The organism is Pseudomonas sp. B21_DOA, assembly GCA_030544685.1.
Classification (GTDB): Bacteria; Pseudomonadota; Gammaproteobacteria; order Pseudomonadales; family Pseudomonadaceae; genus Aquipseudomonas; species Aquipseudomonas fluorescens_AO.
Genome location: CP086683.1, coordinates 2,346,498 through 2,369,288 on the forward strand (window position 1 = coordinate 2,346,498; position 22,791 = coordinate 2,369,288).

At 61.1% G+C, this 22,791-nt stretch carries 18 protein-coding genes and 5 pseudogenes; 12 read left to right on the plus strand and 11 right to left on the minus strand.

Annotation, left to right across the window (positions count from 1 at the left end):
* Positions 1-4 precede the first annotated feature (4 nt).
* From LJU32_10695 to LJU32_10705, 3 genes and pseudogenes are all read right to left on the minus strand, one after another.
* Positions 5-489: pseudogene (locus LJU32_10695) on the minus strand (LEA type 2 family protein).
* Between the two features lie 100 nt (positions 490-589).
* Positions 590-1,066 (minus strand): YchJ family protein, encoded by a 477-nt coding sequence (locus LJU32_10700; GenBank protein WKV90560.1) that lies wholly within the window; start codon positions 1,064-1,066, stop codon positions 590-592.
* 4 nt (positions 1,067-1,070) lie between these two features.
* On the minus strand, positions 1,071-1,568 hold the full coding sequence (locus tag LJU32_10705) for a DUF6231 family protein (GenBank protein WKV90561.1): 498 nt from the start codon (positions 1,566-1,568) through the stop codon (positions 1,071-1,073).
* A 199-nt stretch (positions 1,569-1,767) separates the two neighbouring features.
* Here LJU32_10705 and LJU32_10710 point away from each other — a divergent pair, with 199 nt between their 5' ends.
* The 4 genes from LJU32_10710 to LJU32_10725 all read left to right on the plus strand — a co-directional run bounded on the left by LJU32_10710 (position 1,768) and on the right by LJU32_10725 (position 4,467).
* Positions 1,768-2,463 (plus strand): OmpA family protein, encoded by a 696-nt coding sequence (locus tag LJU32_10710; GenBank protein ID WKV90562.1) that lies wholly within the window; start codon positions 1,768-1,770, stop codon positions 2,461-2,463.
* Positions 2,464-2,552: 89 nt separating this feature from the next.
* Complete coding sequence (locus tag LJU32_10715; GenBank protein WKV90563.1) at positions 2,553-3,275, plus strand: OmpA family protein; 723 nt, start codon at positions 2,553-2,555, stop codon at positions 3,273-3,275.
* A 159-nt stretch (positions 3,276-3,434) separates the two neighbouring features.
* A complete protein-coding gene (locus tag LJU32_10720; protein ID WKV90564.1) occupies positions 3,435-3,716 on the plus strand; it encodes a DUF1145 domain-containing protein in 282 nt (93 codons plus the stop codon).
* A complete protein-coding gene (locus LJU32_10725; GenBank protein WKV90565.1) occupies positions 3,709-4,467 on the plus strand; it encodes a collagen-like protein in 759 nt (252 codons plus the stop codon). Before LJU32_10720 ends, LJU32_10725 begins: the two co-directional genes overlap by 8 nt.
* Before the next feature lie 197 nt (positions 4,468-4,664).
* Here the strand turns inward: LJU32_10725 and LJU32_10730 are convergent, their stop codons facing one another.
* Complete coding sequence (locus LJU32_10730) at positions 4,665-5,129, minus strand: DUF2269 family protein (protein ID WKV90566.1); 465 nt, start codon at positions 5,127-5,129, stop codon at positions 4,665-4,667.
* Positions 5,130-5,227: 98 nt separating this feature from the next.
* Between LJU32_10730 and dinG the strand changes: the two are divergent.
* The 6 genes and pseudogenes from dinG (at position 5,228) to LJU32_10760 (ending at position 13,822) form a co-directional block, all read left to right on the plus strand.
* Positions 5,228-7,371 (plus strand): annotated as a pseudogene (gene dinG / locus LJU32_10735) (ATP-dependent DNA helicase DinG).
* A 94-nt stretch (positions 7,372-7,465) separates the two neighbouring features.
* Complete coding sequence (locus LJU32_10740; GenBank protein ID WKV90567.1) at positions 7,466-9,934, plus strand: beta-galactosidase; 2,469 nt, start codon at positions 7,466-7,468, stop codon at positions 9,932-9,934.
* A 208-nt stretch (positions 9,935-10,142) separates the two neighbouring features.
* Positions 10,143-11,288 (plus strand): beta-lactamase family protein, encoded by a 1,146-nt coding sequence (locus LJU32_10745; GenBank protein WKV90568.1) that lies wholly within the window; start codon positions 10,143-10,145, stop codon positions 11,286-11,288.
* A 113-nt stretch (positions 11,289-11,401) separates the two neighbouring features.
* A complete protein-coding gene (locus LJU32_10750) occupies positions 11,402-12,505 on the plus strand; it encodes an OmpA family protein (protein WKV90569.1) in 1,104 nt (367 codons plus the stop codon).
* A 24-nt stretch (positions 12,506-12,529) separates the two neighbouring features.
* The gene (gene pdxH / locus LJU32_10755; protein ID WKV90570.1) at positions 12,530-13,177 is read left to right on the plus strand and encodes a pyridoxamine 5'-phosphate oxidase; all 648 of its coding nucleotides are present in this window, start codon (positions 12,530-12,532) and stop codon (positions 13,175-13,177) included.
* Positions 13,178-13,357: 180 nt separating this feature from the next.
* Positions 13,358-13,822 (plus strand): glycine zipper 2TM domain-containing protein, encoded by a 465-nt coding sequence (locus LJU32_10760; GenBank protein WKV90571.1) that lies wholly within the window; start codon positions 13,358-13,360, stop codon positions 13,820-13,822.
* 70 nt (positions 13,823-13,892) lie between these two features.
* Here the strand turns inward: LJU32_10760 and LJU32_10765 are convergent, their stop codons facing one another.
* The 4 genes and pseudogenes from LJU32_10765 to nhaA form a co-directional block, all read right to left on the minus strand.
* Positions 13,893-14,144 carry a hypothetical protein gene (locus tag LJU32_10765; protein ID WKV90572.1) on the minus strand — a complete coding sequence of 84 codons (252 nt, stop codon included), beginning with the start codon at positions 14,142-14,144 and terminating at the stop codon, positions 13,893-13,895.
* 20 nt (positions 14,145-14,164) lie between these two features.
* The gene (locus LJU32_10770) at positions 14,165-14,410 is read right to left on the minus strand and encodes a cloacin immunity family protein (protein ID WKV90573.1); all 246 of its coding nucleotides are present in this window, start codon (positions 14,408-14,410) and stop codon (positions 14,165-14,167) included.
* A 283-nt stretch (positions 14,411-14,693) separates the two neighbouring features.
* Positions 14,694-15,904 (minus strand): annotated as a pseudogene (locus tag LJU32_10775) (S-type pyocin domain-containing protein).
* Between the two features lie 171 nt (positions 15,905-16,075).
* Positions 16,076-17,260, minus strand: coding sequence for a Na+/H+ antiporter NhaA (gene nhaA, locus LJU32_10780; GenBank protein ID WKV90574.1), 1,185 nt, complete (start codon positions 17,258-17,260; stop codon positions 16,076-16,078).
* Positions 17,261-17,510: 250 nt separating this feature from the next.
* Between nhaA and LJU32_10785 the strand changes: the two genes are divergently transcribed.
* Complete coding sequence (locus LJU32_10785) at positions 17,511-18,605, plus strand: PLP-dependent cysteine synthase family protein (GenBank protein WKV90575.1); 1,095 nt, start codon at positions 17,511-17,513, stop codon at positions 18,603-18,605.
* Positions 18,606-18,737: 132 nt separating this feature from the next.
* Here LJU32_10785 and LJU32_10790 read toward each other — a convergent pair.
* The 3 genes and pseudogenes from LJU32_10790 to LJU32_10800 form a co-directional block, all read right to left on the minus strand.
* Positions 18,738-20,350, minus strand: a pseudogene (locus LJU32_10790) (NAD(P)/FAD-dependent oxidoreductase).
* A gap of 96 nt (positions 20,351-20,446) precedes the next feature.
* Positions 20,447-21,100, minus strand: a complete 654-nt coding sequence (locus LJU32_10795) for a hypothetical protein (GenBank protein ID WKV90576.1) — start codon at positions 21,098-21,100, stop codon at positions 20,447-20,449.
* 60 nt (positions 21,101-21,160) lie between these two features.
* A complete protein-coding gene (locus tag LJU32_10800; protein WKV90577.1) occupies positions 21,161-21,760 on the minus strand; it encodes a short chain dehydrogenase in 600 nt (199 codons plus the stop codon).
* A gap of 104 nt (positions 21,761-21,864) precedes the next feature.
* On the opposite strand from LJU32_10800, the pseudogene LJU32_10805 reads away from it, so the two are divergent.
* Positions 21,865-22,778 (plus strand): annotated as a pseudogene (locus LJU32_10805) (LysR family transcriptional regulator).
* Positions 22,779-22,791 lie beyond the last annotated feature (13 nt).

Sequence of the window (22,791 nt, forward strand, 5' to 3'; positions counted from 1 at the left end):
GAGGTCACTCCGGAGTTAGATCGGCGGGGATTATCACGCCATTGCGCTCAAGGTGCACGTAGTGGGCGATGAATAAACCGGTTTCCATTTCCCCTGCAATCGATAGGGAATCTGCTGGTTCGGATTTTTCAGCAGTTTCACCACGTGTTTGACCTTCGGCCACAGGTTGGTGCGGATCGGCACTTTGAAGTAAGCGCTGCGCTTTGGCCCCACGGTAAACCAGTGTTCGTGCTCGCCCTCGGTGAGCAGCATGTCGGCCAGGTGAATCCGGTATTCGAGGCCGCGCACGGTCAGATCGCTGTCGTTGGGATTGTCGACGCGAAAGTGCAGGATGAATTTTTGCTCCAGCAGTTTGGCCCGCACCACCTCGACTTTCACCAGATGCACGGCGGGCTCGACGCTTTCATCGCTGAACCACGAGGCACAGCCGCCGAGGTTTAGGATCAGCATCAACAGCAGAAAATGTAATGTGCAGCGACGACCGAGCATGAAATGGACTCCCTTTGTGCCCAGTCTAGACCTTAAAGATTTCAGCCTTCGGCTAATCCCGTGTAGGAGCGGCCGAAGGCTGCGATTTTTGATCTTCAGCTCAAGCGCCGAAATAACCCGCACAACACTTCTTGAACTTCTGCCCGCTGCCGCAAGGGCATCCGTCATTGCGTCCCAGCTTCATCTGCACCGTGGGATCGATGAAATACCAGCGCCCGGCGTTCTGCACGAATGAAGAGCGCTCGCGATGGCTGTGCTCGCCCTGGCTGTCGTGCCAGCGCGCGGTGAAGGTCACAAACGCGTGTTCCGGCTGGCCGCCGAACACTTCCGAGCTCTCGACCTCAAGGCCAAGCCAGGTGCTTTGGGCACTCCAGTCGCTGATCGATTGCCTGTTCAATCCCGCCTGCTGGGCGGGCAGGGTAGTCGCCACCAGATACTCGACCAGCCCCAGCACATAAGCGCTGTAGCGTGAGCGCATCAGGGCTTCGGCACACGGAGCCGGGTGACCGTCATGATAAGGGCCGCAGCAGGCATCCAGCAGATTGCCGCTGCCGCACGGGCAAATGGCTGTACTCATTGCATTACCACCAGTATTTCCCGAAGTTTTCCGGATTGGCCCAAAAGCGTGAATTGAGCCAGTCGGGGACTTGTTTGTAGTCAAGCAGATCGTAGGTGAACAGGGTCAGCACCTGCTCTTCGCGCTGGAAGCGCTCGCTGGCCTGCAGAGCCAGCGAATAGAAATCGGTTTCCTGCCAGCCACTGGCCGCCAGATCCGCCAGCACCGCGATGCGGCTGGCGTTGAGATTGCGGATGCCGCCCAACAGATTCAGGCCATCGCGCTTGGGCAAATGTTCCAGGCAATCGACTACCAGCGCCAGATCGAAGCGTTGCGCGGCCAGTTCGGCGGGCAGCGCGCCGGGTGCGGCATGGGCGACCAGGGTGTCGGGGTGCGCGTCCTTGAAAGCGCTCAACGCCGGAAACTCGCTGGCGCCGATCAACAGCAGTCGGGCCGGGGCGTAGCGATCCAGCAAAGCGGCCAACGCCTGTTGTGGCGTGCGCGAAGAAATGGCGACGTTCATCGAAGCTCCTCAGTCAGACCGCCAAGACTAGCCTGCCGGACTGCGTCGGCAAAGCGCCCGCTGGCGTCGGTTTTCGCCAAATGAGCCAAACCCCTGTGAACACGGTCGCAAACAGCGGTGGCCTATTGCTGGCGGAGATTAAAACTCCGGTCTTTACTCCCTGAATCGGTTTTAAGCCGATCCCTCAGGAGAAAACTAGATGAGCATAGTTCGGACAGCATTACCCTTGGTTCTGCTAACCAGTGTGTTGACTGGTTGTGCAGGTTTGCAGAAAACCGACTGGCCGACCTGTGCGGCGGTCGGTGGTGTGGTCGGTGCCGGTCTCGGCGCGACTGAAAGCGCTTCGTGGGCCGGCTACGGTGCGCTGCTGGTCGGCGGCACGGCAGCGGCCTATTGCTGGGTGCACGGCGATGGCGATGAAGACGGCGATGGTGTGCCGGACAGTCGTGACAAGTGCCCAGGCACGCCAAAAGGCGTGCAGGTCGATGCTGACGGTTGCCCGCCGCCGACGCCTGCGCCAGTGGTCGAAGAAGCGGTAGTGGTCAAGGAAGAAACCATCGTCATTCGTGATGTGCATTTCGAGTTCGACAAAGCCACGCTGACCGGCCCTGACAAGCAAGTGCTGGACAAGGTCGCCGATCGCCTGAAACAGGAGTCCTCTACCGCGCAACTGACCGTGACCGGTCACACCGACAGTGTCGGCAGCGATGCCTACAACAAGAAACTGTCGGATCGGCGTGCGCACTCGGTGGTGGAATACCTGATCCAGCAGGGCGTGCCGCGTGCCAGCTTCGTTTCGGTGTCGGGCCTTGGTGAAAGCCAGCCTGTCGCTGACAACAAGTCGGCCGATGGTCGTGCACAGAACCGTCGCACCGAAATCAAAATCGTCCGCTAGCCCCTCTCGCATCCGCGGCTTGTGCAGTCGCGGATGCGGGTCTTACTCCTGTGTAACCGGTATGGGCCGGTACACAGGAGCGTTCACAAATGCGTGTTTTCTCAAGGTCCGTCTTGCCGGTGCTGCTGCTTGGCAGCTTGCTCACCGGTTGTGCCACTCACAGCGATGGCACCGCCCCTCTCAATCAACGTACGTGGCCGATCTGCAGCCTGCTTGGCGGCCTGGTCGGCGGCGGTCTTGGCGCCATTGAAAGCGCCGGCTGGGCCGGTGGCGGCGCGGCATTGGGTATCGTCACCGGCGGGCTGATCTGTTACGCCCAGGATGGCGACGAGGACAGCGACGGCGTTTTCGACCGCCGCGACCGCTGCCCGGACACACCGGAAAATACCGAAGTCGATCACCGTGGCTGCCCCTTGCCGCAATATCCGGTCGCAGTGAAACCGGTCGAACCGGCGCCGCAAACTGAGGTGATCACCTTGAGCGATGCTGGCAATGTGCTGTTCGATTTCGACAAGTCTGATCTGACTCCAGCGGCAAAAGCCCAGCTCGATACCTTGATGGACAAGCTGCGCAATGCCGATGTGGTCAGCATCAAAGTCATCGGGCACACCGACAGCAAAGGCTCCGACGCCTATAACCAGGCATTGTCGGAACGCCGTGCGAGCAGTGTTGCGGCGTACCTGCTGAGCCAGGGCCTGGCGCCGAACAAACTCACCAGCGAAGGTCGGGGCGAGAGTGAACCGGTGGCCGACAACGCCAGCGATGAAGGCCGCGCGGAAAATCGCCGGGTCGAGCTGCACATCAATCGGTAGGAAACCTCTGTGGTACGCAGGCTAGAGCTGCCGGGTCGAAATTGTCGGCCCGGCAGCCATTTCATCAGCGTTTGCACAAATTTCATTTTTCCTCTGGCTTATCCCCCGCAGAAGCCGGTACTGTGCGTGCAAAGAATAATTCGCAACACGGGGGAGCGTATGAAGGTGTTCTGGGGGCTGGGGCGTTTGCTGACCCTGCTGTTCTACTGCGTGGTACTGGCCAATCAGTTGGTGCCGTTTGTTCATCCGCTGCATCTGCTGGTCAATCTGGCCGGCGCTCTGTTGTTGCTGATTCATTTACTCGAAGTGCTGCTGTGCAACCGCAGCCTCAAGGGCCGTCCGCACCCTTGGCGTGATCGTGGTCGCATCCTGTTGTTCGGCGTTTTCCACCTGCAAACCATCCCGGCCCCGGCCGCTCCGGAGGCTTCTTCCCATGCGTAAACTTTGCCTGCTCGCTGCATTCATCAGTCCACTGGCCTGCGCCCAGGTGGTCAATGTGCAAAGCAATTCACTGATGCGCTTGCCCAACACCACCAGCACGCTGCAACTGGAGAAGCTGGAAGTCGCCGATTACGGCACCTTGCTGATCCCGTCCAACGTGACTGAGTTGAACATCGATGAACTACGCCTCGGCCACGAAGCGCGCATCGCCATCGTTCCGGCTGAACAAACGCTGGAAGTGAAGGTCAAGCGCGCTGAATTGAGCGAGGGCAGCCAGATCACCGCACGCGGCGCCCCCGGCACTTATGAAAAAGCGGCCCGGGCCGGGCGCAATCTGAATCTGCAATTCCAGGCCCTGAGCGCGCCGCAACTGACGGTCGATGCCCGTGGCGGCAGGGGCGCGCCGGGTTTCGTCGGCCTCGACGGCGGCAACGGCGAAGATCCGGGCTGCACCTATGGCTCGGCCGGCCACGGTGCCGATGGCAGTGACGGCAGCGATGGCCAGCCAGGCGCGCCGGGTGCGCTGGTGCGCCTCGCCGTACCACGGGGTTTTCCGGTCGAGCTGATCAAAGTCAACGTGGCTGGCGGTGCCGGCGGCCCGGCGGGTGTCGGTGGGAAAGCAGGGAAGGGCGGCAAATCCAAGGGCTGCCTGGTCTACCGCGCTGACGGCGGCAAGAACGGCAAGGCCGGCGTGGATGGCCAGCCGGGGCCGGAGGGAGCGGCGGGTTCGGTTACCGTGCAACGCCTCTAAAACTGCGACCCACTCTCTGATCAATAAAATGCTTTGGTGAGTGAAGATCTTTGGTGAGTGAAATTATGTGGCGAGGGATTTATCCCGCTGGGTCGCGAAGCGGCCCCGCTCTAAAAATCAAAAGCGGGACTGCTACGCAGCCCAGCGGGGATAAATCCCTCGCCACAACTGTGTTCACAGCAGAAAAATAGTGCGATTCAGAGCATCGGTCTCGCCGCCGCCACCGCCACCAGCACCAACCCGACCAGCAGATTAAGCCCCACTACCCGGCGAATCCGCCCCAGCACTGCCGCACCCGCCGGCCAATCCTTCGCCTCAACCGCCGTGCGTAACTCCGGTAGCATCAACCCCTGAATGCGGATGAACAGCGCCGTCATCACCACATACAAACCGATCATCACCTGCACATACTTCGGCACGGTTTCGAAGCCGACCTGCTGTAGATGCAACATGCCCACGCCGCTGATCGGCAACAGGATCACCGCGACCCAGACCCAACGGAAAAAACCTTGAAACACTTCCACCCACAGGGTCAGTCGAGCGGGGCCGTCCAGCGCCTTCACAGCCGCAGGGCGCAAGACCATCCAGGCGAAAAACATACCGCCGACCCACACCAATGCGGCGAGGACATGCAGGGGGTAAACGAGGCTAAAAGGTGTCATTCGGGCACTCCGTTCTGCGCAGGATCGATTAGGCAGGTATGATAGCCGCCGAATCAAACCACTGAAAATTTATCCAGCGTTTTTGCGCCCGACACTCAATGATCAGCACTGAACTCAAAACCACGATCCAGGGCGCCTACTCGCGTTTTCTAGAGGCCAAGAGCCTCAAGCCGCGTTACGGCCAGCGCCTGATGATCGCCGAAATCGCCAAGGTCCTCGGGGATATCGATACCGACGATGAAGGCCGGCGCAGTGGCGACCCCGCGATTGTCGCGGTGGAAGCCGGCACCGGTACCGGCAAGACGGTGGCGTACAGCCTGGCGGCGATCCCTACGGCGAAACTGGCCGGCAAGCGTCTGGTAATTGCCACCGCGACCGTCGCCCTGCAAGAGCAGATCGTCTACAAGGACTTGCCTGACCTGATGCGCAACAGCGGGCTGAATTTCAGTTTCGCCCTGGCCAAGGGCCGTGGCCGCTACATGTGCCTGTCCAAGCTCGACATGCTGTTGCAGGAAGGCCACGCGCAAACCGCCACCGCGCAACTGTTCGAGGAAGAAGGCTTCAAGATCGAAGTCGACGAGGCCAGTCAGAAGCTGTTCACCAGCATGATCGAAAAGCTCGCCGGCAATAAATGGGACGGCGACCGCGACAGCTGGCCGAACGCGCTGGAAGACGCCGACTGGGCGCGCCTGACCACCGATCACAGCCAGTGCACCAATCGTCATTGCCCGAACTTTGGCCAGTGCGCCTTCTACAAGGCCCGCGAAGGCATGGGCAAGGTCGATGTGATCGTCACCAACCACGACATGGTCCTGGCTGACCTGGCATTGGGCGGCGGCGCCGTGCTGCCGGATCCGCGCGACACCATTTACGTGTTCGACGAAGGCCACCACCTGCCGGACAAGGCCATCGGCCACTTCGCTCATTACACGCGCTTGCGCTCCACCGCCGACTGGCTGGAGACCACCGCCAAGAACCTGACCAAACTGCTCGCGCAGCATCCGCTGCCGGGCGATCTCGGCAAGCTGATTGAGCAGGTGCCGGAGCTGGCGCGGGAGATCAAGACCCAGCAGCAGTTCATGTTCACCGCCTGCGAGCAGATCGCCGATTTCAAACCCGGCGAAGATGTCGAAGGCCGCGAGCGCCCGCGTCATCGCTTTGTCGGCGGGGTGATTCCCGAGGACATGCGCGAGATGGGCATCGAGCTGAAAAAAGGCTATTCGCGCCTTAACGACCTGTTCCAGCGCCTGACCGACCTGCTCAAGGAAGGCATGGATGGCGAGGTCAATATCGGCATCGCCAGTAATCAGGCCGAAGAGTGGTATCCGCTGTTCGGCAGCCTGTTGTCCCGTGCTTCCGGCAATTGGGAACTGTGGACCGCGTTCACCGCCGAAGACCCGGAAGACAGCCCGCCGATGGCGCGCTGGCTGACCCTGGCCGAAAGCGGCTCGCTGTTCGACATCGAGGTCAACGCCAGCCCGATTCTGGCGGCGGAAACCTTGCGTCGCAGTTTGTGGAACGTCGCGTACGGTTGCCTGGTGACCTCGGCGACGCTGACGGCGCTGGGCACTTTCGACCGTTTCCGCATGCGCGCCGGTCTGCCGAAAAAGGCTGTCACGGCGGTGGTGCCGAGCCCGTTCCACCATGCCGATGCCGGCGTGCTGCGCGTGCCGGACCTGAAGGCCGACCCGCGCGATGCCGCCGCCCACACGGCGGCGATCATTCGCGAGCTGCCCGATCTGGTCGAAGGGTCGCGCGGCACGCTGGTGCTGTTCTCCTCGCGCAAACAGATGCAGGACGTATTCGACGGCCTCGACCGCGATTGGCGCAAGCAAGTGTTCATTCAAGGCAATCTGTCGAAACAGGAAACCCTGAACAAGCACAAGGCGCGGGTCGATGGCGGTGATTCCAGCGTGCTGTTCGGGCTGGCCAGTTTCGCCGAGGGGTCGATTTGCCGGGTGCCTACTGCGAGCACGTGGTGATCGCCAAGATTCCGTTCTCGGTGCCCGATGATCCGGTTGAGGCCGCGTTGTCGGAGTGGATCGAGGCGCGCGGCGGCAATCCGTTCATGGAAATCTCTGTGCCCGATGCCTCGCTGAAACTGGTTCAGGCCTGCGGCCGTCTGCTGCGTACCGAAGAAGACCGCGGCACCATCACTTTGCTCGACCGGCGTCTGGTCACTCAGCGCTACGGCAAGGCGATCCTCAATGCGTTGCCGCCTTTCCGTCGTGAAATATCCTGAGACTCGGGTGGGCCGATTGGCCCACCGCGTTGTCTATCTCTCTGCCACCGCTGTTCCACTGGCCTTGACTGGTCGTTAGGAGAACTCCGTTCTTATGATCCGCCGTTCGTTGCCCGCTGTTTTCGCCTTGATCTTTGCCGCGCCGCTGCTGGCCGCGCCCGCCGGTCAGCAGACGCTGTTCAACTTCGTACGCCCGGCCGACGTGGTCAAGGTCGTCACGGAAAACGCCGACTTGCCGCAGGCCAATGCCGAACAGACCGCGGAAGGCGAAGTGCTGCGCCGGGTGACGTTCAACCCGGTCGCCCGGCCGACCTTGCGCCTGACCCCACAGACTGGCGCCTGGGACTGGTCGCAGTCCGGCATGATGAGTTTGCGTCTGCAGAGTGCGATGAACTGGGCGGTGACGGTTTATGTGCAGATCCAGAGCAACGATGGCCGCACCCTGGTCAGCCGCGTCGATCTGCCGGCCGGCCCCGCGCAGACCTTGCTGGTGCCGCTGGTGGCTTCGACGCCACTGAGCCAGGGCATGAAAGCCGGGCCGCCGATGCCGATGACTGTCGATGGCCAACGCATTCTGCTGGCCAGCAGCACCGGCGAGATCGACCGCAGCCAAGTGGTTTCGGTGAGCCTGTCGATGGATCAGCCGAACGTTGCGCAGAGCCTGTTGCTTGAGCGGTTCGGCGTGCAGGACGGCGAATCGGTGACGAAGGCGGTGTACGGCAATCTGGTCGACGCTTACGGGCAATCGACCCGCAGCAAATGGCCGGAAAAAGTCAGCAGCGACGAGCAACTGAAAAACGCCGCCAGCAAAGAGCAGCAACAACTGAACAGTTGGCTGGCCGAGCGCGAAAAGTCCTCGCTGGACAAATTTGGCGGCTGGAATAAAGGCCCGGCGTTCAAGGCCAGCGGTTTCTTTCGCACGGAAAAACGTGACGGCCGCTGGTATCTGGTGACCCCTGAAGGCCACCCGTTCTATTCGCTGGGCGTCAACACCGTCAGCGCGCAGGTCAACCAGACCTACGTGGCTGGTCGTGAGTACATGTTCGAATCGTTGCCGAAGAACGACGACCCGCTGGCCGCGCATTTCGGCGAGGGCGACAACCGTGGCGGCAACGGTGCCGATCAGGGCCGTGGCTACGGCAACGGCCGCTGGTACGACTTCTATGGCGCCAATCTGCAACGCCTGTACGGCGAACCGTGCAAGGCCGACAGCGACAACAAGGCCGGGATTGCCGAAGCGGCGAAGGCGGGGGCGGCTGAGGCCGGCTCGGTGCAGGCTGCTGAAACCGCAGCGGTGCCTGTTGAGCCGAAATCCGGTATTGCCGAAGCGGCGCAGACTGACGCGGTGCAAGCGTCCAGCGAGGAAACCGCCCCGTGCACAGCCACAATGGATGAAGAACGCTGGACCCGCCATACCCTCGATCGGCTGCAAGCCTGGGGCTTCAACACGGTGGGCAACTGGAGCGCGCCGTCGCTGGCGGATGCTGAGCGCGTGCCGTACACCTTGCCGCTGTCGATCGTCGGCGATTACGCCAGTATCAGTACGGGCAGCGATTGGTGGGGCGGCATGCCGGATCCGTTCGATCCGCGTTTCGCCATGGCCACCGAGCGTGCCGTGGCCATTGCCGCCCGCGATCACCGCGATGATCCGTGGCTGATCGGTTATTACGCCGACAACGAACTGGCCTGGGCCGGCCCTGGCGACGATCCGAAGGCTCGCTACGCGCTGGCCTACGGCACGTTGAAAATGACCACCGACGTGCCGGCCAAGCGCGCCTTTCTCAAGCAACTGCGCGACAAGTACCGCAATCAGGCCGGGCTGTCCAAGGCCTGGGGCATCGAGTTGCCGGCATGGGAATTGATGGAAGACCCTGGCTTCGTGCCGCCGCTGCCAAACCCGGAGCATCCGGAGATCGAAGCGGATTTCAAATACTTCCAGAAGGTCTTCGCCGATACCTATTTCAAGACCATTTCCGATTCGCTGAAATGGCACGCGCCGAACCAGATGCTGCTTGGCGGCCGCTTCGCTATCAGCACGCCTGAGGCCGTGGCGTCCTGCGCGCAGTATTGCGATGTGTTGAGCTTCAACATGTACACGCTCAAGCCGCAGGACGGCTACGACTTCGCCGCGCTGGCAGCGCTGGACAAACCGCTGCTGATCACCGAATTCAACTTCGGCTCAGCTGACCGGGGCCCGTTCTGGGGCGGCGTGACGCAACTCGCCAAGGAAGAAGATCGCGGCCCGGCCTATGCCAACTTCCTCAAACAGGCGCTGAGCGAACCGTCGATTGTCGGCGTGCACTGGTTCCAGTATCTCGACCAACCGGTGACCGGGCGTTTGCTCGACGGCGAGAACGGCCATTTCGGTCTGGTCGGGGTGACCGATCTGCCTTATCAGGGTTTTGTCGAGGCAGTGCGCAAAAGCAATCTGCAGGCGCTCGAGCAACTGGGCAAGGAGGCGCAGAAAACCCCGGCGGCGGAAGTTGAAGGCGGGCGCAAGGCCGAGGCTGGCAATGCGCCGGGGGCTGCACAGGCGGGTGGGCATTCGGGGAATGGTCACTAGGTTTCAGATCGCGTTATCGTTCTTCGCGAGCAGGCTCGCTCCCACAGGGGATCTCCGCTGCTGTTGAGATCCAGTGTAGGAGCGAGCCTGCTCGCGAAGGATCACCATAAATTGCCGATCAACCGTCTGGCCCGCGCCTGTTCCCAAATCCCTCAAGGGCTGGAACAATGCGGGCCACTTTGTAGAGCGTTTTCGCGGGGAGTTGCGGGTGCAGTTTCAGGGACATTACGAGCTTCAATTCGAAGCGGTGCGCGAGGCTTTCGCCGCACTGTTCGACGATCCCCAGGAACGCGGCGCAGCCTTGTGCATCAAGGTCGGTGGAGAAACCGTTCTCGACCTCTGGTCCGGTACAGCCGACAAGGACGGCGCCGAAGCCTGGCACAGCGACACCATCGCCAACCTGTTCTCATGCACCAAGACCTTTACCGCCGTTACCGCGCTGCAACTGGTGGCCGAAGGCAAGTTGCAACTCGACGCCCCGGTTGCCCGCTACTGGCCGGAGTTCGCCGCCGCCGGCAAAGAATTCGTCACCCTGCGCCAATTGCTCTGCCATCAGGCCGGCCTGCCGGCCCTGCGCGAACTGCTCGCCCCTGAAGCCCTGTACGACTGGCAAACCATGGTCGACGCCCTTGCGGCCGAAGCCCCATGGTGGACGCCCGGCACCGGTCACGGTTATGCCGCGATCACCTACGGCTGGCTGGTCGGCGAATTGCTGCGCCGCGCCGACGGTCGTGGGCCGGGCGAGTCGATCGTCGCTCGGGTCGCTAAGCCGTTGGGCCTGGATTTCCATGTGGGCCTGGCCGACGAAGAGTTTCATCGCGTGGCGCACATCGCCCGTGGCAAGGGCAACGCCGGCGACGCTGCGGCTCAGCGCCTGCTGCAAGTGACCATGCGCGAACCGACGGCCATGACCACCCGCGCTTTCACCAATCCGCCGTCCGTGCTGACCAGCACCAACAAGCCGGAATGGCGACGCATGCAGCAACCGGCGGCCAACGGCCACGGCAACGCGCGCAGTCTCGCCGGGTTCTATGCCGGCCTGCTCGATGGCTGCCTGCTCGAGAGCGAGATGCTCGAAGAGCTGACCCGCGAGCACAGCCTCGGCGACGACAAGACTTTGCTCACCCGCACTCGCTTCGGCCTCGGCTGCATGCTCGATCAACCGGACGTGCCCAACGCCACCTACGGCCTCGGCCCGCGCGCGTTCGGCCATCCGGGAGCGGGCGGCTCGATCGGTTTTGCTGATCCTGAGCACGATGTGGCTTTCGGTTTCGTGACAAATACCCTGGGGCCTTACGTTTTGATGGATCCGCGCGCGCAAAAGCTGGCGCGGGTGCTTGCCACTTGTCTGTAAAGCTTCAACAAAGGTTCCAGGGTCGGAACCTCGAAGGGATTTTCGTTTCAAAACGGCTGTTTATCCGGGCGAAAGTGCTCTGATTTTTCATTACTTCATTTTGTGGATTTTCAATGTCATCTAAAAAGACCCTCGCCTTGGCCCTGTGTGTAGCGATCACCGGTTGCGCACAGAACCCGAAAAACGATGCAGACGGCGGCAGTTGGTGGCCGTTCGGTTCTTCCGACAAAGTCGCGGCCAAAGATCCGGCACCGGCTCCGGCTCCTTTGAAACCAGCGGCGACTGCGCCAGTGGCCAAGGCTGAGAGCAGCAACCCGTGGTACTGGCCGTTCGGTTCCAGCGATGAAGCGGTCAAGGCTGATCTGAAGGCCGAGGTCAAACCTGAAGCCAAACCGGTCGAAGTGGCCAAAGCCGAGGCGCAGTCCAATGGCAAATGGTGGTGGCCGTTCGGCGGCAAGGACCAGCCAACCGCCAAAGCCGTGCCTATGCCGGATCCGAAGGTCACTCAAGCCTGGCTCGACGACTACGAGCCGCGTCTGCGTGAAGCGGTGAAAGACAGCAATCTGCAACTCGAGCGTCGCGATAACGTACTGGTGGTGACGGCGCCGGTCGAAGGCTCGTTCAATCCGGACCGCCCGGCGATGCTGCTGCCGGTCACGCTTGGCCCGTTCACTCGCGTAGCGAAAATCCTTGAAGCCGACCCGAAAACCGCAGTGCTGGTGCTCGGTCACAGCGATACCAGCGGTGCGGCGCCGGCCAACATCAAGCTGAGCCAGGAACGTGCACAATCGGTTGCAGCGATCTTCCGCCTCAGCGGCTTGCAGCGCGACCGTCTGATGCTGCGCGGCATGGGTTCCGAAGCGCCGCGTGCGGCCAACGACAGCGTTGAAGGTCGCGCCTTGAACCGTCGTGTCGAACTGCTGGTGACGCCGCAAAACACCATGGTTGCACTGCTGAGCAAATACAACATGCCGGCGCCGAAGCCGGTGACGATGGTTGCTGCGCAAGACGTCAAGCCAGTGGCCAAACCCGCCACCCCAGCGCCTGCTGCCAAGAAAGCTGCTGCCCCGGCGGCGAAAAAAGCGCCAGCCAAAAAAGCTGCCGCCAAGGCTCCAGCGAAAAAGGCGCCGGCCAAGACTCCGGCGAAAAAGACTGCGCCAGCCAAAGCCGCCGCGACCGACAAGAAAGTCGCCGCAGCCGACGCCGCCAAGAAGTGATCCGCTAACGAAAAGGAATCCGCCATGACCCAGGCTCTGGCCGATATGCGTCGCGACTACACCCGTGACGGTTTGACCGAGGCGCAAGCCCCGGCCGAGCCGTTTGCGCTGTTTCACCAGTGGTTCGCCGATGCGGTGAAAACCGAGCAGGCGCCGGTCGAAGCCAACGCCATGACCTTGGCCACGGTCGATGCCGACGGTCGTCCGCATTGCCGCATTCTGTTGCTCAAGGGCCTGGACGAGCAGGGCTTCACCTTCTTCACCAACTACGACAGCGCCAAGGGCCAGCATCTGGCGGCCAATCCGTTTGCCGCCATGACTTTCTTCTGGCCAACACTGGAGCGCCAGGTGCGCATCGAAGGGCGGGTGGTGAAGGTTACGCCGCAGGAGTCCGATGCTTATTATCAAGTGCGGCCGCTGGGCAGTCGCCTCGGCGCCTGGGCCTCGCCGCAGAGCCGGGTCATCAACGGCCGTGGCGAGCTGGAAGATTTGCTCAAGGCCACGGAGCAGCGCTTCAGTGACAGCCAGCCGCACTGCCCGGAACATTGGGGTGGTTACCGCTTGTTGCCCGAGCGCATCGAGTTCTGGCAGGGCCGTCCGAGCCGCCTGCACGATCGCCTGAACTACCGCCTCCAGGGCACCGAGTGGATTCTGGAACGACTGGCACCCTGAGCAGTCTACCGAGCGAGATAAACGCGGATGGCGCAGGATCGCTGATTTGACGCTACCTTGAGTGGACGCTCGCGGGCATCTGTACCAGGCCTGAATGGAAGCCAATTTTATCCGGATGGTGTCGTGACAGGCGCCAGGCCACGGGGTTTAATGAACACATGTTCTTTTGGAGTTGATGCTATGCGTAAGTCTGTTCTGCTGGTTGCTTCCTTTTCGACGATGGCGATGTTGCTGACCGGCTGCCAATCGAGCCTCACCGGCGACTCCTACTCCCGTGACGAAGCGCGTCGTGTACAGACGATTCGCATGGGCACCATCGAATCCCTGCGACCGGTAAAAATCGAAGGCACCAAGACCCCGATCGGCGGCGCAGCAGGCGCAGTGGTCGGCGGCGTCGGCGGTAGCGCCATCGGCGGCGGCAAGGGCAGCATTGTCGCTGCAGTCATCGGCGCAGTGGCCGGCGGCCTGCTTGGCTCGGCCACCGAAGAAGGCCTGACCCGCACCCAGGGCGTGGAAATCACCGTCCGCGAAGACGACGGCAGCATGCGCGCCTATGTGCAGCAGGTTCAGGAGAATGAAGTATTCCGCGTTGGCGAGCGGGTACGGATTTCCACCGTTGGCGGAACCAGCCGCGTTTCGCACTAAGCGGGAAGCCGGGTAAAGAAAACCCCGATCAGGTGACTGGTCGGGGTTTTTCTTTGCTTGAATTGCTCATTCAGTATGTGACGCAGGTGCCCATGAAGTATTCGAGGCCCTTTGGAAAACTGAAGTTGAGCAGGTTTTCCAATGCGGTTACCTGATCCTGAGTCAACAACAGCGCGCCGGGTTCCACCTCATCCAGGGGCTTGGATTCAATGAGCTGAGCCACTTTTTCATTTATCTCGCTGCCTGTGATATCCAGCTCGAATTGCAAGGAGTCATCTTGGACTTCGTCAGTAAAGAATCCGGTAATCGAAAGAAAGCGCATGAAGAACTCATCCCGGTTATTTAACTGTAATCGAACGAAATCTGGTAGTCGCAGGTATTGAGTGTGATTTGATGTTGAAAGTACGGCTGAATGCTAGTTACCCACTTTTCGATGACGTTGAAGCCGCCATTATTGATGTTGCCTTCCAGCGGAATACTCAGAGCATTCAAAACTGATTCATCGTCCCCCAGATCTTTTGACGATTCCTCGCCCTGAATTTCTAGGGTTGCTGTGTCGTACCACTCCAGCCTCAATACCAGACCCATGTCTTCCTCGCAGATACTTTGATGTTGTTCTTCACATTGCTCGCTTACGGCTAATCGGGGCCGTTACATGTCAGTTGAAAGTAATAGCGTGAATCTGCGATTGATATCTGCATCAGTTTTTCAAAGGCTTGAACTTGTTTCTGATTCAAATCGTAGCCTTCCCACCCTTGCTGCTTGGTCGTCCAACCCATAATCGACTTAATGTGCTCTGCATGCTCTTTGGGTATTTCGGTTACCGATACTTGGTAATCAGTCTGCTTATCAAAAGCTTCTATCAAAAATCTCAAAGCTCAACGCTCCGTTTTTTTCCTTTCTTCGAGTTTTTATTCTTTTTTGTAGACGTGGGCTCACCAGTCGCTGGATCGAATTCCCCGATGTGGTTTCCCCGAGGATCATATTTTTCAATCGTTCCGTGCATGGAGTCCCATTCAAGAATATGCCCTTTGGCGGTTTTCCATCTTTTGCGTTTTGAACCACCGCCTTGGACTACTGTTTTACGGCCGACGATTCTGGCATCGGGAAAAGCCGGCAGTATGTCAGGCGGCGGATGATATTCGTGATCCCCAGCGCGAGTACTGATGACGATGTAGACCGGTTTAATACTAGATCCGGCCGGAAACACCAAAATAAAGTCTTTGTACTCCGGCGGATAAACCGGATTCACCAGTATCCCGTCCGCCGCTTTCGTCGGTGGATAGACCCAGATATGCGGTGCCTGCGGGGCAGCCTCCAGCGCTGGAATGCCGAGAATGTCCGAGCCATCCACCGCCGGGGTCCAGAGCAGTTCGACGCCTTCACCCAGATCCGCAACGAACCGGTCGCCGCGTGCAGTGAATTGCACGACATCGACCATTTCCCAATCGCGGTTCTTGCCGGTGTAGAAACCGTAACCCTTGAGCGTGCCATCGGCCTGTTGCTCGACGCGCAGGCGCACGCGGGTTCGGGCTTGTTTGAGTGTGCTTAGTTGCTCATCGGTGTAGAGCGCGCTGTCGCCCAGGCTTGACGGCATCAAAAGCGCAACCAGGCCCACCAAAGGCGCAGCGGCTGCGCTTGATGCGAGCGCTGGCAGCGCTTCAAAAACCGAGCCTGCCAAGGCCAGACTGCCGAACCCGACCGGGATGGCGTTGGCGCTGATTTTCTTGAGTGGAATGCCGCCGCTTGGGTCGGCTTCGCGAGCGCCGAGCAGAATCAGCTCGCCGTAATCCTTCAGGCTGTCGGTCGGCACCATGCCGGAAGGATTACTGTAATCAATGATCGCATCCGGCAACTTGCAGGACTTGGCGAATACACAGCCGGCACGCACGGCTTCAGGTTTTTCGCCGCCACTTCACGGCTGTGCTCGAACGCCTCCTGCCGCGCCAGCATCGCGTCGTAAGCGTTTTGCCCGGCTTCGCGCTCGGCCAGTTCGGCGGCCGTCATATACCGCCAGGTAACGTGATGTCCGTCGCCCTGCGGTGGGTTTTGCACCCGGGGAATGTCCTCGTTCCGCGCCACTGATCGTCCCTTCGTTCACCATCGACAGCCCCTCGAAAAGGGGCTGCACGACGTTATCGAAGCGGGGAAAGCGTGGCTGTAGGACGGGTCGCTAATGACGTGGGGATTGTTCGCTGCGTAACTGTGAGGCGGTAAATTTGCGGCGAGGGTCAAGCTCCCTCGCCACAAGGATTATTGCAGTTGTGAATTCTTGCGACTCGCCGCCGCCGTCACCGCATAACCAATCACCGCCGCGAGGATCGAGCCGGTGAGGATGCCCATGCGATCCATGCCGGCGTAATCACTCACGCCGGGTTCGAAGGCCAGCGAGCCGACGAACAGGCTCATGGTGAAGCCGATGCCGCAGAGAATTGCCACGCCGAGGACCTGGCCCCAGTTGGCGCCTTGGGGCAGGGCGGCGATGCCGATCTTGACCGCCAGCCAGGTCAGGCCGAACACGCCGACGGTCTTGCCCAGCAGCAGGCCGATGGCGATGCCCATCGGTACGTCGTGGGTGAAGCTTTCGACGGTGACGCCGCTCAGCGACAGGCCGGCGTTGGCGAAGGCGAACAGCGGCAGGATGCCGTAGGCGACCCAGGGGTGCAGCGCGTGTTCGAGGGTCAGCAGCGGCGACGACTCGGCGTTTTTCGTGCGCAGGGGAATGCAGAAAGCCAGGGTCACGCCGGCCAGTGTCGCGTGGACACCGCTCTTGAGCACGCAGACCCAGAGGATCAGGCCGATGATCATGTAAGGGCCGAGCTTGACCACGCCGAGCCGGTTCATCGCCACCAGCGCGGCAATGCACGCAGCCGCCAGGCCAAGGGACAGGGTCGAGAGTTCGCCGGAATAGAAGATTGCGATGATGACGATGGCGCCGAGGTCATCGATGATCGCCAGGGTCATCAGGAACAGTTTCAGCGACACCGGCACGCGTTTGCCGAGCAGGGCCAATACGCCGAGGGCGAAGGCAATGTCGGTGGCGGTCGGAATGGCCCAGCCACTCAGGGCGGCGGGGTTGTCGCGATTGAGGAACCAGTAGATCAGCGCCGGCACCAGCATGCCGCCGATCGCTGCTGCGCCGGGCAGGACGATCTGCGAGGGCTTGGACAACTGGCCGTCGAGCACTTCGCGTTTCACTTCCAGGCCGATCAGCAGAAAGAACATCGCCATCAGGCCGTCGTTGATCCACAGCAGCAGGGGTTTGGCGATTTTCAACGCGCCGATCTGCGCCACCACAGGAGTGTCGAGCAGGCCGGTGTACAGCCACGACAGCGGTGAGTTGTTGATGATCAGCGCGAGAATGGCTGCGGCGATCAATAGCAGACCGCTGGCGGCTTCCAACTGAAAGAAACGCGTGAAAGTGCTACGCAGAGGCAAGGTCGCTCTCCATCGAATCAAGAAAAAGGTGAAACACCCTAACCCGTACCGTTAGTTGTTAAAACAAAAGTTATATTCTTTTTTGTTATATGTCGTTACAGGCTGTCTCGCTCGGGCAGCACTGAGCCTAGCAGTTGCCTGACACATTGAGACTCAGCTGTATCTTTGCCGCCTGCGGGATTTTTCCTAAGCTTGTGGCAGACCTTTTCAGAAGACCGATCTTCTGGCTGATTCAACGAGAACCGAAACCATGAGCGACAACCGACAGTGGGCCCGCGAAGCCATCCGCATCATCGAGGCGGACTTCCAGCGCAGCGCCGACACCCACCTGATCCCCTTGCCGCTGCCAGGTTTTGCCGGCATCGAATTGTATTTCAAGGACGAGTCCAGCCACCCGACCGGCAGCCTCAAGCATCGCCTGGCCCGTTCGCTGTTCCTTTACGCGCTGTGCAACGGCTGGCTGAAACCCGGCGCGCCGGTGATCGAGGCATCCAGCGGCTCGACGGCGATCTCCGAAGCGTATTTCGCGCGCATGCTCGGTTTGCCGTTTATCGCGGTGATGCCGGCGACCACCTCGAAAGAGAAGATTGCCCAGATTGCCTTTTACGGCGGGCAGAGCCATCTGGTGCAGGATCCGACGCAGATCTACGCCGAATCCGAGCGCCTGGCCCGCGAGCATGGCGGTCACTTTATCGACCAGTTCACTTACGCCGAACGTGCCACCGACTGGCGAGCGAACAACAACATCGCCGAGTCGATCTTCCAGCAGATGCGCTACGAAAAACACCCTGAACCGACGTGGCTGATTTCCAGCCCCGGCACCGGCGGCACCACCGCGACCCTCGGCCGTTACGTGCGTTATCGCCAGCACTGCACCCGCGTGTTGTGTGCCGATGCCGAACGGTCGGTGTTCTTCGATTTCTACCAGACGGGAGATGCCAGCCTGCGCCTGGACTGCGGCTCACGCATCGAAGGCATTGGCCGGCCTCGGGTCGAAGCGTCGTTCCTGCCCAAGGTGATCGATGCGATGGTCAAGGTGCCGGACGCCTTGTCGCTGGCGGCCATGCATTATCTGGCGCAGCGTTTGGGGCGGCATGTCGGCGGATCGAGCGGGACCAATCTGATCGGTGCGCTGATGGCGGCGCAGCAGATGAAAGCGGCGGGGCAGTCGGGATCGATCGTGGCGATCCTGTGCGATGGCGGCGAGCGTTATGCCGACACTTATTACGACCAGGAATGGTTGAAAGCGCAGGGTTACGAACTGGGTGAGTTGATCGCAGCGGTGGCGGCGAGTGCCGAGCGCGGGGAGGTGCTGCCGACCTCGGTGCTGCGCGCCAACATCTGACACACCCCAATCAAATGTGGGAGCGGGCTTGCTCGCGAAGGCGGTGTGTCAGGCGATAAACGAATCGACTGAAACGACGCTTTCGCGAGCAAGCCCGCTCCCACAGGGGTGTGTTGTGTCAGCTAATGCTGATTAGTCAGTGAGACCGAGGATATCCCGCGCCACCGCCTCGGCAATGCGAATCCCGTCGACACCCGCCGAGAGAATTCCGCCGGCGTAGCCCGCGCCTTCACCGGCCGGGAACAGGCCTTTGACGTTCATGCTCTGCAGCGACTCGTTGCGGGTGATGCGCAGCGGCGACGAAGTGCGCGTCTCGATTCCCGTCAGCACCGCGTCGTGCAGCGAATAACCGCGAATCTGCTTCTCGAACGCCGGCAAGGCTTCACGGATCGCCTCAATGGCAAAGTCCGGCAGCGCCAGCGCCAGATCGCCCAGCGCGACGCCCGGCTTGTACGAAGGCTCGACTTCGCCCAGCTCGGTCGACGGCTTGCCGTTGATGAAGTCGCCAACCAGTTGCGCCGGGGCCTTGTAGTCGCTGCCGCCAAGGATGAATGCGTGGGACTCGAGGCGCTCCTGCAACTCGATACCGGCGAGCGGGCCGCCCGGATAGTCGACTTCCGGGGTGATGCCGACGACGATGCCGGAGTTGGCATTACGCTCGTTACGCGAGTACTGGCTCATGCCATTGGTGACAACGCGATTCGGTTCCGACGTCGCCGCGACCACAGTGCCGCCCGGGCACATGCAGAAGCTGTACACCGAACGGCCGTTCTTGGCGTGGTGCACCAGTTTGTAATCGGCAGCGCCAAGTTTCGGGTGGCCGGCGTATTTGCCCAGACGCGCGCGGTCGATCAGCGATTGAGGGTGCTCGATGCGGAAACCCACCGAGAACGGCTTGGCTTCCATGAACACGCCACGGGTGTGGAGCATGCGGAAGGTGTCGCGGGCGCTGTGGCCGAGGGCCAGGACCACGTGTCTGGAATGCAGGGTTTCGCCGCTGGCCAGCTGCACGCCGACCAGTTGGCCGTTTTCGATCAGCACGTCGCTGACGCGCTCCTGGAAGCGCACTTCACCGCCCAGTTCGCGGATCTGCTCGCGCATGTTTTCGACCATACCGGTCAGGCGGAACGTACCGATGTGCGGCTTGCTGACGTAGAGGATTTCTTCCGGCGCGCCGGCCTTGACGAACTCGTGCAGGACTTTGCGGCCGAGGAATTTCGGGTCCTTGATCTGGCTGTACAGCTTGCCGTCGGAGAACGTACCCGCGCCACCCTCGCCGAACTGCACGTTGGACTCGGGGTTGAGCACGCTTTTGCGCCAAAGGCCCCAGGTGTCCTTGGTGCGCTGACGGACTTCGGTGCCGCGCTCGAGAATGATCGGTTTGAAGCCCATTTGCGCCAGCAGCAGACCGGCGAAGATGCCGCACGGGCCGAAACCGACGACGATCGGCCGCTGGCCGAGATCGCTCGGGGCCTGACCGACGAATTTATAGCTGACATCCGGTGCCACATTGACGTTACGGTCGTCGGCGAACTTGCCCAACACCCGGGCCTCGTCGCGTACGTTGAGGTCGATGGTGTAGATGAAGCACAGTTCGGAGGACTTTTGCGCGCGTCATAGCTGCGCTTGAACAAGGTGAAATCGAGCAGATCATCGCTGGCGATGCCCAGACGCTGCACGATAGCGGCGCGCAGGTCTTCTTCGGGATGGTCGATTGGCAGCTTGAGTTCAGTGATTCGTAACATGGCGGGGATCCGGATTCGCGGGGCGCACAACTGCGCCAAGGCGTTTGAAGGCGGCGATTATAAGCCGCCGCGAGCGGATCCGTGGGAGAAAAACGATCAGTCGTTGCGTGCGCCGCCGAAATAGCCGCAGCCGCGCTGCACCTGACCGTCGATGCGCAACTCGGCGCTCATGTGCTGCACGCTGCCGGTGCTGCTGTCGACGCAGCGCTGTGGCGCGACCCACAATTCAATGCGCTGGTTGTTGGCTTCGCTGCTGAGATTGAAGCGGCCGTCGCCCAGTTGTTCTTCCACATACGGCACGGCCAGCGGCGGCTGGCCGTCGCGCTCGATGACCATGCCTTTGCCGCTGACCTTGACGTTCCACTCCGGGGCATGGCCGGCGGCGCGCAGGATCAGCAGTTTGAAATTCGGGTCATCGCAGGCCGTGCCCGAGCGTTCTACACGATACAACTGGCCGAGGTCGAGACGATCGCCGGAGACCTTGCCGCGCACATCGGCAAACAGCTTGCCCTGCTCGTCGGCAAGGGTGGCGGCCTCTTGCAGGACGCTGGTGCCGCCGATGTCGTTGACCACCAGTTGCCGCTGATCCTGGCACGGCTGGAACACCAGTTTGCCGTCGGCGGCGGTCAGTTGCCCCTGCATGCGCGTTTGCCCGGCATGGGACACACTTTGCCGCTGACCGTCGAACAACTGGCAGGCGGCAAACAACGGCAGCAGGGCAACGAGGACGATCGAACGGGCAACACGCATCTTTGGCTCTCCAGACAAGTGCTGCCACGTTACGCAGCCTGACCGTTCATCACAAGGGCCTTAACCCACGTGAAATGTCTGACCGGTTTGCAGGCCTTCGACACTTTTCGCGTAGGCCAATGCCACTTCCGCTGCAGGAACCGACTTGAAGCCACGGAAGTAGGGCGCGTATTTGCCCAGGGCTTCGGTCAGCACGGTCGGGCTCACCGAGTTCACCCGCAGGCCACGCGGCAGCTCGATGGCGGCGGCGCGGACGAAGCTGTCGAGCGCGCCGTTGACCAGCGCTGCCGAGGCGCCGCTGCGAATCGGGTCGTGGCTGAGCACGCCGGTGGTAAAGGTGAACGAGGCGCCGTCATTGGCGAACTCGCGGCCGATCAGCAGCAGATTGACCTGGCCCATCAGCTTGTCTTTCAGGCCGAGGGCGAAGCTGTCCCCAGTCATCTCGTCCAGCGCTGCAAACGTCACGTTGCCCGCCGCGCAGATCAACGCATCGAACTTACCGGTCTGTTCGAACAGCTTGCGGATCGACGTGCTGTCGCTGATATCCACTTGCAAGTCACCGCTGTTGCGGCCGATACGAATGACCTCGTGGCGTTGCGACAACTCTTTGTCCACCGCCGAACCGATGGTGCCGCCTGCGCCTATCAACAGAATTTTCATCGAGCTGTACCTTATGTGTGTGAATGAGGTTTTAGTCTAGAGTGGTTTTTTCTGCGGATAAGCGCACTAATAGGCAACCTTTGGTTTTCAAATGGAAACAATCCATGAGCGAAATGGATGACCTTGCTGCGTTTGCCGTGCTGATCGAGGCCGGCAGTTTTACCTTGGCCGCGCAACAGTTGGGATGCAGCAAGGGCCAGTTGTCCAAGCGCATCAGCCAGCTCGAAGCCCAATTCAGTGTGGTCTTGCTACAGCGCACCACCCGGCGCTTGAGCCTGACGGCGGCGGGGGCGGCGCTGCTGCCGCAGGCGCAGGCGCTGGTGGCTCAAGTCGAACGCGCGCGGCAGGCTTTGGCACGTTTGAAGGACGACATGGCCGGCCCCGTACGCATGACGGTTCCGGTTTCGCTCGGCGAGACCTTCTTCGATGGCTTGTTGCTGGAGTTTTCCGGGCAATACCCGGAGGTGCAGATCGAGTTGGAGCTGAACAACAGCTATCGCGATCTGGCCCGCGATGGCTTTGATCTGGCGATTCGTGCCGAAGTGGCCAATGACGATCGGCTGGTGGCCAAGCCGCTGTTGGCGTGGCACGAAATGACCTGCGCCAGCCCGGCCTACCTCGAGCGCTTCGGCGTGCCGGCGACGCCGCATGCCTTGGCCGAGCATCGTTGTCTGCTCAACAGCCATTACAGCGGCCGCGAAGAATGGCTGTATCACCAGCAGCACGAGTTGTTGCGGGTGCGGGTTTCGGGTCCGTTTGCCAGCAATCACTACAGCCTGTTGAAGAAAGCAGCGCTGTCCGGTGCCGGCATCGCCCGTTTGCCGTCGTATCTGCTGCAAACCGAATTGGCTGACGGCCGCTTGCGCTGGCTGCTGCGCGATTACCAGACACGACGGATGCCGATGTATCTGGTGCACCCGTATCAGGGGGATTGCCGAAACGCACGCAGGTGTTGGCGGATTATTTGATGGGCTGGTTCAAGCGCAGTGGCGAGGCGCTGGATCGACTCCAGCGCTGATGTGATTTCCTGT

Excerpts from the sequence above, each read along its gene's own strand:
- LJU32_10700 (WKV90560.1), bottom strand. The coding sequence starts at position 1,066 with ATGAGTACAGCCATTTGCCCGTGCGGCAGCGGCAATCTGCTGGATGCC.
- LJU32_10705 (WKV90561.1), bottom strand. The coding sequence starts at position 1,568 with ATGAACGTCGCCATTTCTTCGCGCACGCCACAACAGGCGTTGGCCGCT.
- LJU32_10710 (WKV90562.1), top strand. The coding sequence starts at position 1,768 with ATGAGCATAGTTCGGACAGCATTACCCTTGGTTCTGCTAACCAGTGTG.
- LJU32_10715 (WKV90563.1), top strand. The coding sequence starts at position 2,553 with ATGCGTGTTTTCTCAAGGTCCGTCTTGCCGGTGCTGCTGCTTGGCAGC.
- LJU32_10720 (WKV90564.1), top strand. The coding sequence starts at position 3,435 with ATGAAGGTGTTCTGGGGGCTGGGGCGTTTGCTGACCCTGCTGTTCTAC.
- LJU32_10725 (WKV90565.1), top strand. The coding sequence starts at position 3,709 with ATGCGTAAACTTTGCCTGCTCGCTGCATTCATCAGTCCACTGGCCTGC.
- LJU32_10730 (WKV90566.1), bottom strand. The coding sequence starts at position 5,129 with ATGACACCTTTTAGCCTCGTTTACCCCCTGCATGTCCTCGCCGCATTG.
- LJU32_10740 (WKV90567.1), top strand. The coding sequence starts at position 7,466 with ATGATCCGCCGTTCGTTGCCCGCTGTTTTCGCCTTGATCTTTGCCGCG.
- LJU32_10750 (WKV90569.1), top strand. The coding sequence starts at position 11,402 with ATGTCATCTAAAAAGACCCTCGCCTTGGCCCTGTGTGTAGCGATCACC.
- pdxH (WKV90570.1), top strand. The coding sequence starts at position 12,530 with ATGACCCAGGCTCTGGCCGATATGCGTCGCGACTACACCCGTGACGGT.
- LJU32_10760 (WKV90571.1), top strand. The coding sequence starts at position 13,358 with ATGCGTAAGTCTGTTCTGCTGGTTGCTTCCTTTTCGACGATGGCGATG.
- LJU32_10765 (WKV90572.1), bottom strand. The coding sequence starts at position 14,144 with ATGCGCTTTCTTTCGATTACCGGATTCTTTACTGACGAAGTCCAAGAT.
- LJU32_10770 (WKV90573.1), bottom strand. The coding sequence starts at position 14,410 with ATGGGTCTGGTATTGAGGCTGGAGTGGTACGACACAGCAACCCTAGAA.
- LJU32_10785 (WKV90575.1), top strand. The coding sequence starts at position 17,511 with ATGAGCGACAACCGACAGTGGGCCCGCGAAGCCATCCGCATCATCGAG.
- LJU32_10795 (WKV90576.1), bottom strand. The coding sequence starts at position 21,100 with ATGCGTGTTGCCCGTTCGATCGTCCTCGTTGCCCTGCTGCCGTTGTTT.
- LJU32_10800 (WKV90577.1), bottom strand. The coding sequence starts at position 21,760 with ATGAAAATTCTGTTGATAGGCGCAGGCGGCACCATCGGTTCGGCGGTG.